This window comes from Pseudomonas sp. FBCC-B1667 (assembly GCF_059133255.1).
This window is the reverse complement of the sequence record NZ_CP101437.1, coordinates 1,663,472-1,678,766: the sequence shown is the minus strand read 5'-3', so window position 1 is coordinate 1,678,766 and position 15,295 is coordinate 1,663,472. Positions and strand designations below refer to the sequence as shown.

The following is a 15,295-nucleotide window of genomic DNA, read 5'->3' as shown; positions in this document are numbered from 1 at the left end:
GGTTGGAGCACGCCATGAGCAACCGCAGCAAGATGCAGCCTGCCAACGGCGCGCCCACACAGGACGGCGCCGCCGCGCCGCACTTCCTTGGCACCCGGATTCGTGGCCTGCGTAAACGTCGGGGCATGACCCTGGCCGAGTTGGCGCAGATGAGCGAATTGACGGCGGGCTACATCAGCCAGCTCGAACGCAACCTTGCCTACCCTTCCATCCCCGCCCTGTTCAACATCGCCCGGAGCCTGGGCGTGACCATTCAATGGTTCTTCGCCAGCGAAACGCAAACGGCGCCGGAAGATGACGGCATTGTCGTGCGTAAAAACACCCGCATGAGTGTGCATTACGAAGACGGCATTGTGGATCACCTGCTGACGCCGCAGCCGAATCGGCAGCTGGAGATGCTGCACTCGCGGTTTCCACCGGGGGCGTATAGCCAGCAGAGTTACAGCCATGAAGGCGAAGAGGCTGGGTATGTGCTGTCGGGCAGTTTTGAATTGTGGGTGGGGGAACGGCATTTTTTGCTGGGTGAAGGGGATAGTTTCAGTTTTTCCAGCCAGGAACCGCATCGGTATGGGAATCCGGGGGAAGTGGATGCGGTGGTGATTTGGGTGGTGACGCCGCCTACGTTTTGAGGGTTTGGCATTGGCCGCCGAATGTCAGCTCACAGGCTCTTCTGTTGAGTTGAATCATCAGCAGACAGGATGAGCGGCGGCTGCGCTACCAGCTCTGAATCGGTGTCAGCGTTCGCTTGAGGTTGGGGTTTGGCGGTGAACAATGGGGCTAATAGTCGCCGTATACCTCCTTCAATGATTGAGAGGAGCCCGAAGGTGATGAAGCCGAAGATCAGCCCGGCAACCAGAATACTCAGCGGGTGTATTCGGGAGGCGTCAGTGCTGTCCATCATGTAAAAGAAGGCCTGAACACCGGCGGCTACGCAGGCCGCTACGGCAGCTATGAGCTTTACAGACAACCAAAGCCGTTGCCATCTGTTCATGCGTCCTCCGTCATCCGGTTACTTGTTGTGTATTGCATGATAGCTAATGACGTGGATTTGCCTTCGAGCAGTCGCTTCCTGTTTTGGCGTTCAGGTTTTGCGATGCTCGGTTAGCAGACTATCCGGGTGACTCTTGATGAAGTTGTAGGCAAAATCCGAGAGTTGCGTAAGAGGGTACGCTTGCTCTGCTTTTGGGCAAGTTGCCTCCTTGTTGGTCATATCTACGTCGGGATACTCTCCAGACGTCGCTGCACATTCAGCGATCGGGCGTGAGACCCCGGATACCAATCAAGGCGCAAAGCGCCACAGAACCCATCGCGGTGTTTTTTTCGACTGCGATACGGTTTTATGGCGGCTGTGCGTGGAAGGCCTTCGGGCCTACCGGTTGCCTTGATTGCCGGGTCTCACACCACGCATGGCTGCCACCCAAGCTTTTGAGACGGCTAAGTGGCAGTTCCTCAAATCAAGGGAACTGATAATGAACAAAGTAAATCCGCCTAAAAATCATCCTTTCGCTCACCGCTGCTCTGCGCAATATAGCTTCCCGCTTCGTCGCCTTCACCTGTGCATCAATGGAGGTGGCAAATGAGCGAACCAACGGAAGCAAAAACCATTGGCTTCACCCCTATCTATTGCTCAGACAATGCAATGTTCCACGTCAGCGCGGGTGTGCCCATCAGTGTTGCATTGGAACAGGCCTCGGATTTCCTGTTCCTGGCCAAGGTGCTCACAGAAGATGCAGCTTATGCAAAAGACACCGACCGTCATGCTTGGGCTGCGCACTATTTGACTTCGATGGGAAAAGCGCTGATCGATGATGTGGTAAAGGCTGTTTCGCCACGGCCTGTTCGGAAGAGTGAAAAGACAGCAAGTTAGTGCCCCGCCACTCTGAGTATTCGCCCGAGATATCAGGGGGCCTTCAACTCTGGTTGAAAGCGCAACTAAAAAACACCCTGAGCGAAACGTCAGAAACGAAAAAGCCCCGTAACTTTTCAGCTACGGGGCTTTTTCTATGTAATGGCGGAGAGATAGGGATTCGAACCCTAGGTACCGGTGAAGGTACAACGGATTTCGAATCCGTTTTCGCCCAAATAATCATTGGGCGCCCTTCCTCACAACCCCTTCAGGGCCTCATTTGAGACGCAGACCAACACAACGTGATTCCACATCATTTGGGGGAATGTTTCCCCGTTTTTCCCCCACCATCGAAATTCCGAGTCAGCCGCCATTTATGAATGCCTGCAGCGCCGTTTGGCTTCCCTCATAGAACTTCCAAAAGGAACCAAGGACCAGAAAAACTCCAACCCAGCGCAACCATTCCCCGATCTTTTCGCTGTGCTTTCCAAGATCGCCGCCGAATGCTGCTTGGCAGAGATACGCCACGCCCGCTCCAACACCCGTGAACATAACCCCTATAACGAAATGCTCAAGCGACAAGGCCAAAAGTTCCTTGACCGCTGCGCTACTGAATCGCGACCAAGCCGTTCCCAGAAATGCCAGGAATGCTACAGCAGCGCCACCATTAATCAGCAAGGCACTCTTGATAGCTAAATGTGAGGTCGAAATAGTCGCCCGCAACATCTCCATCCGACTTTCATGATTGCGCTGATTGTCATTTTGCCAATCCACCAAGCTAGACTTGAATTGCTCAATGCGTGCCTGTAAGTGCTCAACATTTTCTGGTGATCGTTGTGACTCTGCATCAATCATGTCTACCAGTTTAGTAAGGCTGTCGAGCGAAACGTCAGATAAACCGCTCCCTTTTGCGGAATCAATTTCTTTGCGTAAAATCGATACAACGTCCGATGCCAGCATTGAGTAATATTCTCTAAATGGGTGGAGAAAGTTTGTCGGGACACAGGATTTTAGGCAATGCCCCTCAACTGGACCTGCCGCAGGTCATGCCAAGGCCGCCCGTGGGCGACTACGAATAGCCAACCGATCGGCCTGGCCATTCAAGCCGCCATTCACCTTCCGAGTGATCGCCTCGAGCTTCTCAGCGTCCGCCAGTTCGCTCAGGCTATTGCTCGACCAGAGCCAGGCGACAGACAGCGCAGCATAGAAAGGCTGCTCCAGCAATCAGGTTTGGTCAGCAGGTCAAGGCTCAGGGCCGAGCCGCACGCCTGATATTTGACTCAGCCAGTAATCTGAATCAGCCCCCCCTGCCCCGGTACCACCAGCCGTCACCGGTTGCAGCAGGCCCATTGCCCAGCCGCGAGGCGTAGACGATGTTCGAGATCTGCTCGGGCCTAGGGGCAACAGAAGTTGCCGTCAGCAGATTGAACCGCTTCGACCAATCCCTGACCAAGCCCTGGCGCTGTAGTTCAGGCTCGACCAAGTTGCGCAGATGACCAGACTCATGACCGACCTGAGCCAAGAAGACAGCGACACGTAGCCGCCCCTGAATCTGGAAGCGCGCCATCGCGCCGTTTAGCGCGGACACAAAAACGCCGACAACTGGGCCGACGTTTGGAAGGATCTGCAGCAGTTACTGTTGGGTGATAGGCAACACTTTTCTCCAGGCAAAAAAAATACCCGCTCATTGGCGGGTCGGATGTCGTCGTCAATCTACACGGGCGAATAGGCTGAGTGGTGATGTCAAGAAAGCCTGCGGCGCCCTCCTAAGCCCGCGGAAGCGGGCTACAAATTCAACTTCTACTTATAGGCAGCTTTGCAGAGCGTCCAGTCGCATCTCAGATATCCAATTGTTCAGTACAGCGTATTACTTGCCGACTAGGCCAGATGCGCCCGGCTCGATGTGGACGAAATACTCGGAGCCTGCCGTGAAGATCGTATAACCGCTATCCCGGCCTAGCTGAAGGGTGGTTTCAGGTGTTACCCCAAACAAAGACTGGTTCTGCCACTCATACTGCACGCACTGGGCAACTGCCTTGTCTGATTTTTTCGAGTAAAGAACTTTGCGCGGACCTTCCTGCCTGGCCTCATTCATCGTGGAGCTATGTACCCCGCCAGCAGCATCACCGCCATCTTCCCTATCAAAATCTGCATGATTCTTCCTCATCCTGATAGGGGTGAAAGAAACGAAAAGGCCCAGCGGGTAGGCTGGGCTCTGTTGCGATCAGGCTGCGCGGGCTTCGATCCAGTGATCTCCGCAGAGCTGGAATGTAGCACCTTCATCTGGCGGGATATCGGCTTCTACCTTAACCGGCCCATAGTTCGCATGAATATATGCCGAGTACCATGCACGCATAGCAATGTCGGAAGCACCTGGCACAGGGTCGCTGCCCTTCTTTTCCCAATTTGCAATTGTTTGCACGTCAACTCGGAAAAGCGCCGCCGCTTCCTCTTGAATCAGATCCTGCTCTTTCCTTAGAAAACGGAACTGATGCCCTGTCATAGGCTTCTTCTGTTGGACAATGTCCATTGCAATCGCGCGGTGCAGGCCCTCAACGTCCCGAATCTTCACGCCACTGCCGTACGACGTCTCAACAATCGTATAGCCGTTTTTCAGGTAGATGCCTTCCAGGCCGCTCCCTGTATATTCAAACATTACTTCACCTCCCATACGGTGATGGCGATCGTCTCGCCGGGGTCAGGAACTGGCTTTACTGCCGCGACAACGCAAACGATATCCCGCGGCGCAGGCTCGCACATCCTGAACTCAAAGCTATTGTGTTCCGCGCTGTACGTTGGACCTTTGATTATGGCACCGCGTTGCAAGCACCTCAGCGCCTCACCTACAGTCACTCCTCGCTGCGCAAGCCTTTCGAGGAAGTGATCGGTCATAACCACTCTCGCTGAGTCCCGCGCAAGCACGTGGATCAGGTTTTCGAGCTCCTGTGGCGACCATAACGGTGGAATAGTGCTCATACATACCTATAAGATTTATAGGTAGCGCAATACTAGTGCGCAACCCCATATTGTCAACACGTGCGTAAATCATCGATCTTTACTGGCGTACAAGGTGCCCAAGATCAGCGGCGCTCATCATCATCAACCAAATACTGAAGCGACAAACGGTATAGCGGCAGGGATTAGGATAGTCAAAATTTTTATCGCGCTGCACTTGTACTCTGATTTGTGCCGCGGTGCCTCAAAATCAAACGTGTGCGCTAATGCCAAGGGCCACCGTATACGATGATCTCGTCGGGCGCCCATACAGGTGGTGCAGCAGGAAAGGACCGGGGCCGAATGTGTTCGACTCTTCGCCTGGTAGCGCCGGATCGATGCTGAGGTAGATCCCCGCATGGTTCGGGTGAACCGTGCAGCCAACCGTCATGACGATTATGCCGCCGTGCGGGGGCCGGTCGACCTTGTAAAATCCGGCCGCCGCATAGTTCGATTCGTATAGGCTGACTGCGTCCGCACTTTCCCACCAACCGTCTTTACGCTTGAACGCCTTAACTCAAGGCCGCATCGCGCTTATACCCGTCGGCGCAAACCTGCCGGCAATCCCGCGCGCCGTAAGGTTTGTTCCCTCGCCCTCCGCCTTGGCGTTCGCCTCAATTTGAGCTTTGGACCGTTTGGGTACGGCGACCTTTTGGGGCGAAGGTCAGGACGCATATCCTTTGCGACGGATCTGGGCTCGCCAGGCGTCACCGCGTTTTTCGTAAAAGGCCAATTGCGGATAGTAGCGTGTGTCTGCGGGAATGGCACGGAGAGCGATTCCCCCATATCTCCCCCAAATGCAAAAAGCCCCGTAACTTTTCAGCTACGGGGCTTTTTCTATGTAATGGCGGAGAGATAGGGATTCGAACCCTAGGTACCGGTGAAGGTACAACGGATTTCGAATCCGTCCCATTCGGCCACTCTGGCATCTCTCCAACGGCGCGCATCATAACAACACTTTCGCAGGAAGCGAACCCCCTAAGCAAAATAATTCTGTGCTATCAGATGCTTGCGTCGATTAAAGCGGTACGCCCAGACGATTGGCGACTTCTTCGTAGGCTTCGATGACATCACCGAGGCCCTGGCGGAAGCGGTCCTTGTCCATTTTCTTGCCGGTGGCCTTGTCCCACAGGCGGCAGCCGTCCGGACTGAATTCGTCGCCCAGGACGATGGAGCCGTCGTGGAATACGCCGAATTCCAGTTTGAAGTCGACCAGCAGCAGGCCGGCGTCGTCAAACAGTTTGCTCAGGACTTCGTTGACCTTGAGCGACAGTTCTTTCATGCGAACCAGTTGCTCGGCGGTGCCCCAACCGAAGGCCACGACGTGGGATTCGTTGATGAACGGGTCGCCCTTGGCGTCGTCCTTCAAGAACAGTTCGAAAGTGTAAGGGTTGAGCTTCATGCCTTCTTCGACGCCCAGGCGCTTGACCAGGCTGCCAGCGGCGTAGTTACGCACGACGCACTCGACCGGGATCATGTCGAGCTTCTTCACCAGGCATTCGTTGTCGCCCAGCAGTTTGTCGAATTGGGTCGGCACGCCGGCAGCTTCGAGTTTCTGCATGATGAAGGCGTTGAACTTGTTGTTCACCATGCCTTTGCGGTCGAGCTGCTCGATGCGCTTGCCGTCGAACGCCGAGGTGTCGTTGCGAAACAGCAGGATCAAGCGGTTAGCGTCATCGGTCTTGTAAACCGATTTGGCTTTGCCGCGGTAGAGTTCTTCACGTTTTTCCATGATGGGCTCCGCTTGCTAAGTAGATGGGCTAGGCGATGTGTCGCCAGTCGAGCCCTGAATTTTGATCGGCCAGTTGCAGCCAGTCCGGGTCGCACCCGAGGGTGTCGACAAAACATTGCCGGGCCAGCTGCGGCAGGTTGTTCTTGCTGCTCAGATGGGCCAGGACCAAATGTTGCAGGCCTTGCCAGCCCAACTCAGACACCAGGAATGCCGCCTGGTGGTTGTTCAGATGTCCCAGTTCACCGCCTACCCGCTGTTTGAGAAAGTACGGGTAGTGACCGCGAGCCAGCATGTCACGGCAATGGTTGGACTCGATCATCAACGCATCGAGGTCCCGATAGCCGTCCAGCACCGTGTCGCAATACGAGCCCAGGTCGGTCAGCAGGCCGAAGCGTCGCTCACCGTCGCTGAAGACGTATTGCGTCGGCTCCTGTGCATCGTGGGCCACGGCAATGACGCCGATGCTCAGAGCGCCGATCTGCAGTTGCTCGCCGCCGGCCAGAAGGCCAGCCGGTTCAATCGGTTTGCGCATCCCGCGCAGGGTCCCGCGACTGAGGTAGACAGGCAGATTGTAGCGCCGAGACAGCAAACCCACGCCATGCACGTGGTCGGCATGTTCGTGGGTCACGAGTATCGCGCTCAACTGCGCCGGATTCACACCCAGGCGCAGCAGGCGTTTTTCGGTTTCTCGCAGGGAGAAACCACAATCCACCAGCACGTACGTGTCATCGCTGGCTACCAGCGTGCCGTTCCCTTGGCTACCGCTGCCGAGAACGGCAAAACGCATGTGATCAGCCCAGTTTGTCCTGAATCTCACTCAATACCTTACGCGCCACGTCTGCTGGCGCCACGGTGTTGATGTTTTTCTCGACGGTTACCTGGACGTTTTCACCGACCTTGCTCAGGCGAACCTGATAACGCTCGGCACGGGCTTCAACTTCTTCCTTGCTCGGCGCACTGCCGAACAGGCCGCTGAGGAAGCCAGGCTTCTCGTCTTTCTTCTCGGCTTTTTCAGACAGGTTGATGTAGTACAGGCCCAGGCTGCGGTTGATGTCTTCAACGCGCCATTCGCCTTGCTCCAGCGCACGACCGACGCTCGACCAGGCACGGTCCAGGTCGTTGCCGACGTTCAGAACCGGGTTGCCGCTACCGTCTTCGCTCAGGCTGATACGACTTGGCGTATCGAAATCACGCGAAGCCAGCATGGAGACCGAGCCGCCCTTCTCCGAAATGCGGCTCATGCTCGCGAGCATGTCGTCGACCAGTGCTGCGTCCAGGCCGGTGTTGACCGAACGGTTGGTGAATTCCACATCGGCGGTGCTGCCGGCAGGACGCTCGGCACTGACCACATAGATTTCACTGGTGTTGCGCTGCACGCCCGGCTCGATTCGCACTCGCACGCGGGTTTCGCTGTCGGTGCTGACGCCGGCTGCGCTCAGGCGTTTGGCCATCGCCGCAGACAGTTCGTCGGAATGCTGCCAGGTGGTAGTGAATTCGCCGGTTTGCGGCTTCTGTTCATCCAGACGGAAACCATTGTCCTGGAAGAACTGCACAGCCACTGGCCAGGCTTCGGCCGGAGGGTTCTGCGCCAGGATCGAACGCGAATCGCCAACTTTCTGCAGGGTGTATGGGCTGGCATCGGCGGACGCCGACAACGGCTGCGGACGAGGAACGATGTATTCGCCCTTGACGGTGTCATCGGCCACGTTGCGCGGGATCGGCAGCAGAGGATCCAGACGTTTGGCGTCTGTGATATTCGCTGGCAATTGCATCGGTGCAGTCTGTTGCGCTTCCAGGTAATCGCTACCACGGTCACGAAAATAACCTTCCGGGCCCCAGACCCATCCACAGCCACTGGTGCTGGAGATAATCAAGGCAAGTGCGGAAAGTCCGGCCATTCGCTTCATGCGTTGTACTTCCTCAATTAAACCAGGACGCCGCACTGGCGCAGGGCCGAGCGAAGCGTTTCATGACAAGGTGCGCTCAGCCAGGTCAACGGCAGGCGAATGCCTTCGTGCATCAGGCCCATTTCGACCAAAGCCCACTTCACCGGAATCGGGTTGGCTTCGATGAACAGATCCTTGTGCAGCGGCATCAGTTTTTCGTTGATTGCCCGTGCAGTCTCGGCGTCGCCCTTGAGCGCGGCCTCGCACAGGACAGCCATTTCGCGCGGGGCGACGTTGGCGGTGACGGAGATGTTGCCCTTGCCACCCATCAGGATCAGCTCGACAGCGGTCGGATCATCGCCGGACAGCACGATGAAGTCCTTGCTCACGCCATCAAGGATTGCCTTGGCACGCTTCAGGTCGCCGGTGGCTTCCTTGATACCAATGATGTTCGGCACGGTGGACAGGCGAATCACGGTCTCGGCCTGCATGTCGCAGGAGGTGCGGCCAGGAACGTTGTAGAGGATCTGTGGGATGTCGACCGCTTCAGCGATGTGCTTGAAGTGCTGGTACAAGCCTTCCTGAGTCGGCTTGTTGTAGTACGGAACGACCAGCAGGCAGGCATCGGCGCCGGCTACTTTGGCGTTGCGGGTCAGTTCGACGGCTTCACGGGTCGAATTGGCGCCGGTGCCGGCGATCACCGGAATACGGCCATTGACCTGCTTGACCACGGCCTTGATGACCGCGATGTGCTCATCGACATCAAGGGTTGCCGACTCGCCGGTAGTACCGACCGCGACAATGGCATGGGTGCCGTTTTCAAGGTGGAAGTCCACGAGTTTGCTGAGGCTGTCCCAGTCAAGACGCCCTTGTGCATCCATGGGTGTGACCAGTGCCACCATACTGCCCGCAATCATGAAACCGCTCCTGCCGGAAAAAGAGAGCGGTAATGGTACTGGCGCCAAGATGCTTGCACAAGCAAAGTACTGCGCTGCTGCCATTCCCCTTGGCGTTGCTTTTCGCTACCCTTCAGACTTTGATCGGTACTGACAAGCTCGTACGCCAGGTTCCAGCCTCCATTTACGGCATCACAAGCCCGATCCAGCGTTGCCACCCCTCGCTCCCGCCTCACTGGAGCACGTTGCAACTTGTGGCTCGGGTTTTCTGAATTCGCATCCGCAGGCTCGTTCCGGGAATAGCCCTTAGTCGTACCGACCGCTCATCGCTTTAGGAATGCTGCATGTCCACCCCCACAGTTCGCGAACAATTCCTTGTCATCAGTGCCCTCGGCGCCAACCCCATGGAGCTGACTAACGTCCTGTGCCGCGCCAGCCATGAAAATCGCTGCGCCGTGGTCACTTCCCGCCTGACCCGTCATGGCGAGTGCAGTGCGTTGATCCTCGAGATTTCCGGTAGCTGGGACGCCCTGGCGCGCCTGGAAGGCAGCTTGCCGAGCCTCTCCAAAAAGCATGCGTTCACCGTCAATGTGGTGCGCAGCGCGGCCCTGGAGAACCGTCCTCAGGCACTGCCCTACGTGGCTTACGTCAGCTCGGCCTACCGGTCTGACATCATCAATGAGCTGTGCCAGTTCTTCATGGACCACAACGTCGAGTTGGAAAACCTGACCTGTGACACCTATCAAGCGCCACAAACCGGCGGCACCATGCTCAATGCCACGTTTACCGTGACCTTGCCGGCCGGCGTGCAAATCAGCTGGCTGCGCGATCAGTTCCTGGATTTCGCCGACGCGCTGAACCTGGATGCCCTGATCGAACCGTGGCGCCCACAAAACCCAATGTAAGGAAGCTTTCATGGCCGTTGCCATCGACCAACCGGTTGCCGACTTCGAAGCACCCGCCACCAGTGGACAGACCGTCAGCCTCGCGGGCCTTAAAGGCAAGCAAGTGGTGATTTACTTCTATCCAAAGGACAGCACGCCGGGTTGCACCACTCAAGGTCAGGGTTTTCGCGATCAGCTTGAGGCGTTTAAAGCGGCCAACACCGAAGTGTTCGGCGTGTCGCGTGACAGCCTCAAGTCCCACGAAAACTTCAAGGCCAAGCAGGCGTTCACCTTCGAGCTGATTAGCGACAAGGAAGAAGCGCTTTGCCAGCAGTTCGATGTGATCAAGCTGAAGAAGCTGTATGGCAAGGAATACATGGGCGTTGATCGCAGCACGTTCCTGATCGACAAGAACGGTGTGCTGCGTCAGGAATGGCGCGGTGTGAAGGTGCCAGGGCATGTGGATGCGGTATTGGCGGCCGCTCAGGCTTTAAACAAGGCCTGATTCATCGGGCGCCTGTTCGGACGCCTTCGCGAGCAAGCCTGCTCCCACATTAGACCGAGTTTTTCCTGAAGGAATCCGATCAAATGTGGGGCTTGCTCGCGAAGAGGCCGTCAGCCTCACAAAAGGGCTAAAGCAATGGCGCGACTTCCGGCTCCTTGCGCGGCCACGCATCCAGCACAGCCTTGAACAGCGTTGCCAGAGGGATTGCAAAGAACACCCCCCAAAAGCCCCACAACCCGCCAAACAACAGCACCGCGCAGATGATCGCGACCGGGTGCAGGTTGACTGCCTCCGAGAACAGCAACGGCACCAGCACGTTGCCGTCCAGCGTCTGAATGATCCCGTAGACCGCCATCAAATAGATGAACTGATCACTCCAGCCCCACTGGAACAGCGCAATCAGCATGACCGGCACGGTCACCACCACGGCGCCTACGTAAGGCACCACCACCGACACGCCCACCAGTAACGCCAGCAGCGCGGCGTAGTTAAGCCCCAGCACGACAAAACCGATGTAGGTCACGCCACCACAGATGAAAATCTCGATGACCTTGCCACGAATGTAATTGGCGATCTGGCGGTTCATTTCGTGAGCGACGCGGGTGATCAGCGCCCGTTCGCGGGGCAGGTAACCGCGCACCCACTGACCGATCATCTCCCGGTCCTTGAGAAAGAAGAACACCAGAATCGGCACCAGAACGAGGTAGATCATGATGTTCACCAGCAGCGGCAGACTCGACAGAGAGAACGTCAGCGCCCACTGGCCGAATTTACCGATCTCGCCCCGCGCCACTTCGATGGCCTGCAACACCTGCTCATCGGACACCAGATGCGGATAGCGCTCCGGCAGCAGCAATAAAAGCGACTGCCACTTGGCGAGCATGCCCGGCAATTCGTTGAACAGCGTAATCAGCTGATGCCACAGCAGCGGCACCAACACAATCATGAAGACCAGCAGTGCCCCCATGAACAACGCAAACACCAGTCCAACGGCTACGCCACCGGGCATGCGCAGGCGTTCGAGGGTGACCACCAGGCCTTGCATGAGGTAAGCCAGCACCATCCCGGCCAGTACCGGCGCGAGCATGCCGCCCAAGGTGAGCACAGCGGTGAATGCCAAAACCAGCAGCACCGCCAGTACCACTGCTTCTTCATCGGAAAAGTAGCGCTGAATCCAGTTGCGTAACACCTTGAACATCAATATTCCTTAGAAACGAACGCAGCAGGTTTCAGGCTTTTTTTAACCAGTAGCGGTAAACGCCCGCCTCATCTTCTTCACGAAGCAGCGTATGACCGGCCAATCGGGCAAAGGTGCGGAAGTCGCGCTGGGAACCTGCGTCCGTGGCGATCACCTTGAGCACCGCGCCGCTGGCCAGTCGATTGAGCTCCAGCTTGGCCTTGAGCAACGGCAACGGACAATTAAGGCCGCTGGCGTCCAGTTCGGCGTCATGGGCTACAGCGTCGATCATTGTTTCACTCCGGGGTGGTTGAGTTGCCTAGAATATCTGGTCCCAAGCACAGTGTCCGGCTACAGTAAGGTCTTTGTCGACTAAGGCTTTGTGCATGACTTTTTTGCGCCCTACCCTGCTGACGCTCGCTTGCCTGCTCGCCTCACCGGGCTTTGCCGACGACCTGCCGTCACTCGGCGACGCCAGTTCTGCCATCGTCTCGCCGCAACAGGAATACCAGTTGGGCCGCGCCTGGCTGGCGCTATTGCGCAGTCAGGTCCCACAGCTCAACGATCCGCAGCTCAAGGATTACGTCGAATCCAGCGTTTACCGACTGGTGGAAACCAGCCAAGTCAATGACCGGCGCCTGGAATTCATCCTGATCAACAGCCCGCAACTCAACGCCTTCGCGGCGCCTGGCGGGATCGTCGGGGTCAACGGCGGCTTGTTCCTCTATGCGCAGACCGAAGGCGAGTACGCGTCGGTTCTGGCTCACGAATTGGCTCACTTGTCACAACGTCACTTTGCCCGTGGCGTTGAAGCGCAACAGCGCATGCAAGTGCCGATGATGGCCGCCTTGCTGGCCGGGATCGTGATTGCAGCAGCCGGTGCCGGCGATGCCGGGATTGCCGCCATTGCAAGTACGCAAGCGGCGGCGATTCAGGAGCAGCGGCGTTTCTCACGCCAAAACGAACAGGAAGCCGACCGCATTGGCATCGTCAATCTGGAAAAAGCCGGTTACGACCCGCGTTCGATGCCGAGCATGTTCGAGCGCCTGGGACGCCAGTACCGCTTCGACGCCAAGCCGCCGGAATTCCTGCTGACTCACCCGGTTACTGAATCGCGGATCGCCGACACCCGCAACCGCGCCGAACAGGCCCCACAGGGCGGTATCGAAGACACTCTGCGCTATCAGCTGATTCGCGCGCGAGTCCAGTTGTTCTATGAAGAAACCCCAGGCCTTGGCGCCAAGCGCTTCCGTGCCCTGCTTGAAGAAAACCCGAAAAACGACGTCGCGCGCTATGGCCTGGCAATCGCCCAGATCAAGGGTGGCCAGTTGAATGAAGCTCGGGAGAATCTCAAGCCGCTACTGGCCAAGGCGCCGAACGAGATCATCTATAACCTGGCGGAAGTCGATCTGGACATCACCAACAATCGCCTGCCGGATGCTCAATCACGCGTCGACCGGATGCTCACCCAATACCCTGGCAACTACCCACTGAATCAGATGCGTGTCGATCTGCTGCTGAAACAGAACCGCACCGCCGAGGCTGAAAAGGCGCTGGAAGGCCTGCTCAAGTCACGCCCGGATGATCCGGACGTGTGGTATCAGGTGGCCGAGACACGCGGCCTGTCGGGCAACATCATCGGCCTGCATCAGGCTCGCGCGGAGTATTTTGCATTGATCGGCGACTACCGTCAGGCCATCCAGCAATTAGACTTCGCCAAGCGCAAGGCCGGCAGCAACTTTCCGTTGTCTTCGCGTATCGATGCACGTCAGCGCGAGTTGATGGAGCAAGAACGCATGATCAAGGACATGATGGGCTGACGGCTCGGTTGTAAATTACGCGCACAAAAAAACCGCCTCTTTCGAGGCGGTTTTTTATTTAGCCAACAACCGGTTTATTCAGCCAGTTTGAAGGTGATGAAGCTGGCCCGACCTTGACGCAGAACCCGCATCGATACCGAACGGTTCTTCGGCAGAGCCTTGGCAATCTCGGTGAACTCCTTGCTGGAGCCGATAGCCTGATTGTTCAGGTGAGTGATGATGTCACCTGGTTGCAAACCAATCAGCGAGGCAGGACCGTCCTGAACTTCCTTGATCACCACACCACCTTTGAGGTCGTAGGTTTTCTTCTGTTCATCGGACAGCTCGGCGACGGAAACGCCGAGACGATTGCTGCTGATCTCAACGCCCGATTTAGGCAGTGTATCCAGCTCCTTGCCTTCGTCAGGAATCGCGCCGACCGTCAGTTCGACGTTCTTGCGCTTGCCTTCACGAATCACTTCAAGATTTGCCTTGGCGCCAGCCTTCAGTGCGCCTACAAGGTGTGGCAGATCAGCGGACATGACGATCGGCTGACCGTTCATGCTCAGAATGACGTCGCCAACTTGCAGGCCACCCTTGGCAGCCGGGCCGTCGTCCTGAATCTGTGCCACCAGCGCACCGGCCGGTTTCTCAAGACCAAACGACTCGGCCAGGTCCTTGTTCACTTCCTGAATTACCACACCCAACCAGCCTCGGCTGACTTTGCCACCGTCTTTGAGCTGATTGGAAACGTCCATGGCGACATCGATAGGGATCGCGAACGATACGCCCATGAAGCCCCCGGAGCGGGTGTAGATCTGCGAGTTGATCCCGACCACCTCGCCATTCAGGTTGAACAACGGGCCACCGGAGTTGCCCGGGTTGATCGGCACGTCGGTCTGGATGAACGGCACATAGTTTTCATTCGGCAGGCTACGCCCGATGGCGCTTACGATACCTTGCGTCACGGTGTGGTCGAAACCGAACGGCGAACCGATGGCTACCACCCACTGACCGGCTTTCAGGTCCTGGGATTTCCCGAGTTTAAGCACCGGCAGATCCTTGCCCTCGATCTTCAGCAGCGCCACGTCGGAACGGGGATCGGTGCCAACCAGTTTCGCTTTCAGCTCACTGCGATCAGCAAGACGCACGAGGATTTCATCGGCGTCGGCAATCACATGGTTGTTGGTCAGGATGTAGCCATCAGGCGAAATGATGAAACCCGAACCCAGTGACTGGGCTTCACGCTGGCGATCACCACGAGGGGAACGCGGTTGAGGCATGCCCCGCTCGAAAAACTCGCGCAGCTGTGGCGGCAGGCCTTCAAGGTCCGGCATTTGCCCGGAGACTTTGCGGTCCGGCAGTTTCTGGGTCGTACTGATGTTCACCACGGCAGGCGAGGCCTGCTCGACCAACTGGGTGAAATCGGGCAGCTCGACCGCTTGCGCAGTGACGGCCTGACCGAGTACCAGCACGGTGGCGAAAATGGAAAGGTAAGACTTCAAGCGTGGTATCGACATACGGCTCCCGTTACGACGAGCATGGTTAAGCGATATGGAGCAAGGAACACCGGGAA

Annotated in this window: 16 protein-coding genes, 2 tRNA genes and 2 pseudogenes; 5 read left to right on the top strand and 15 right to left on the bottom strand. The window is 57.1% G+C overall.

The genetic code is table 11. The features are described from left to right. The first annotated feature begins 32 nt into the window (after positions 1 to 32). On the top strand, positions 33 to 629 hold the full coding sequence (locus NL116_RS07455) for a cupin domain-containing protein (protein ID WP_494378018.1): 597 nt from the start codon (positions 33 to 35) through the stop codon (positions 627 to 629). A gap of 29 nt (positions 630 to 658) precedes the next feature. Here NL116_RS07455 and NL116_RS07450 read toward each other — a convergent pair whose 3' ends face one another. Then, a complete protein-coding gene (locus NL116_RS07450; protein ID WP_494376620.1) occupies positions 659 to 991 on the bottom strand; it encodes a hypothetical protein in 333 nt (110 codons plus the stop codon). Positions 992 to 1,576: 585 nt separating this feature from the next. On the opposite strand from NL116_RS07450, the gene NL116_RS07445 reads away from it, so the two are divergent. Further along, positions 1,577 to 1,867, top strand: a complete 291-nt coding sequence (locus NL116_RS07445) for a DUF3077 domain-containing protein (protein WP_494376619.1) — start codon at positions 1,577 to 1,579, stop codon at positions 1,865 to 1,867. Between the two features lie 142 nt (positions 1,868 to 2,009). Here NL116_RS07445 and NL116_RS07440 read toward each other — a convergent pair. The 11 genes and pseudogenes from NL116_RS07440 to dapA all read right to left on the bottom strand — a co-directional run bounded on the left by NL116_RS07440 (position 2,010) and on the right by dapA (position 9,375). Next, a tRNA-Ser gene (locus tag NL116_RS07440) sits at positions 2,010 to 2,103 on the bottom strand. Positions 2,104 to 2,209: 106 nt separating this feature from the next. Continuing rightward, the gene (locus NL116_RS07435) at positions 2,210 to 2,806 is read right to left on the bottom strand and encodes a hypothetical protein (protein WP_494376618.1); all 597 of its coding nucleotides are present in this window, start codon (positions 2,804 to 2,806) and stop codon (positions 2,210 to 2,212) included. Between the two features lie 84 nt (positions 2,807 to 2,890). Further along, positions 2,891 to 3,479: pseudogene (locus tag NL116_RS07430) on the bottom strand (glycoside hydrolase family 19 protein). A 591-nt stretch (positions 3,480 to 4,070) separates the two neighbouring features. Beyond that, positions 4,071 to 4,502 (bottom strand): helix-turn-helix domain-containing protein, encoded by a 432-nt coding sequence (locus NL116_RS07425; protein ID WP_494376617.1) that lies wholly within the window; start codon positions 4,500 to 4,502, stop codon positions 4,071 to 4,073. Next, on the bottom strand, positions 4,502 to 4,738 hold the full coding sequence (locus tag NL116_RS07420; protein WP_233098942.1) for a DUF4258 domain-containing protein: 237 nt from the start codon (positions 4,736 to 4,738) through the stop codon (positions 4,502 to 4,504). Before NL116_RS07420 ends, NL116_RS07425 begins: the two co-directional genes overlap by 1 nt. Before the next feature lie 326 nt (positions 4,739 to 5,064). After that, positions 5,065 to 5,418, bottom strand: a pseudogene (locus NL116_RS07415) (phage tail protein); the annotation flags it as partial. Between the two features lie 267 nt (positions 5,419 to 5,685). Beyond that, a tRNA-Ser gene (locus tag NL116_RS07410) sits at positions 5,686 to 5,775 on the bottom strand. An 83-nt stretch (positions 5,776 to 5,858) separates the two neighbouring features. Next, complete coding sequence (gene purC / locus NL116_RS07405) at positions 5,859 to 6,572, bottom strand: phosphoribosylaminoimidazolesuccinocarboxamide synthase (protein WP_007944067.1); 714 nt, start codon at positions 6,570 to 6,572, stop codon at positions 5,859 to 5,861. Between the two features lie 28 nt (positions 6,573 to 6,600). Next, complete coding sequence (locus NL116_RS07400) at positions 6,601 to 7,359, bottom strand: MBL fold metallo-hydrolase (RefSeq protein ID WP_494376616.1); 759 nt, start codon at positions 7,357 to 7,359, stop codon at positions 6,601 to 6,603. Between the two features lie 4 nt (positions 7,360 to 7,363). Next, positions 7,364 to 8,479 (bottom strand): NlpB/DapX family lipoprotein, encoded by a 1,116-nt coding sequence (gene bamC, locus NL116_RS07395; protein ID WP_494376615.1) that lies wholly within the window; start codon positions 8,477 to 8,479, stop codon positions 7,364 to 7,366. Between the two features lie 17 nt (positions 8,480 to 8,496). Next, the gene (dapA, locus tag NL116_RS07390; RefSeq protein WP_494376614.1) at positions 8,497 to 9,375 is read right to left on the bottom strand and encodes a 4-hydroxy-tetrahydrodipicolinate synthase; all 879 of its coding nucleotides are present in this window, start codon (positions 9,373 to 9,375) and stop codon (positions 8,497 to 8,499) included. Positions 9,376 to 9,698: 323 nt separating this feature from the next. Here dapA and NL116_RS07385 point away from each other — a divergent pair, with 323 nt between their 5' ends. Then, positions 9,699 to 10,259, top strand: coding sequence for a glycine cleavage system transcriptional repressor (locus tag NL116_RS07385; RefSeq protein WP_027925530.1), 561 nt, complete (start codon positions 9,699 to 9,701; stop codon positions 10,257 to 10,259). Positions 10,260 to 10,269: 10 nt separating this feature from the next. After that, positions 10,270 to 10,743, top strand: coding sequence for a peroxiredoxin (locus NL116_RS07380; protein ID WP_494376613.1), 474 nt, complete (start codon positions 10,270 to 10,272; stop codon positions 10,741 to 10,743). A 127-nt stretch (positions 10,744 to 10,870) separates the two neighbouring features. Here NL116_RS07380 and NL116_RS07375 read toward each other — a convergent pair whose 3' ends face one another. Then, positions 10,871 to 11,941 carry an AI-2E family transporter gene (locus tag NL116_RS07375; RefSeq protein WP_494376612.1) on the bottom strand — a complete coding sequence of 357 codons (1,071 nt, stop codon included), beginning with the start codon at positions 11,939 to 11,941 and terminating at the stop codon, positions 10,871 to 10,873. Between the two features lie 31 nt (positions 11,942 to 11,972). Further along, complete coding sequence (locus NL116_RS07370) at positions 11,973 to 12,212, bottom strand: sulfurtransferase TusA family protein (protein WP_078473189.1); 240 nt, start codon at positions 12,210 to 12,212, stop codon at positions 11,973 to 11,975. 94 nt (positions 12,213 to 12,306) lie between these two features. Between NL116_RS07370 and NL116_RS07365 the strand changes: the two genes are divergently transcribed. Then, positions 12,307 to 13,740, top strand: a complete 1,434-nt coding sequence (locus NL116_RS07365) for a M48 family metalloprotease (protein ID WP_494376611.1) — start codon at positions 12,307 to 12,309, stop codon at positions 13,738 to 13,740. Positions 13,741 to 13,814: 74 nt separating this feature from the next. On the opposite strand, the gene NL116_RS07360 is transcribed toward NL116_RS07365, so the two are convergent. Then, complete coding sequence (locus NL116_RS07360; RefSeq protein ID WP_494376610.1) at positions 13,815 to 15,239, bottom strand: DegQ family serine endoprotease; 1,425 nt, start codon at positions 15,237 to 15,239, stop codon at positions 13,815 to 13,817. Between the last annotated feature and the right edge of the window lie 56 nt (positions 15,240 to 15,295).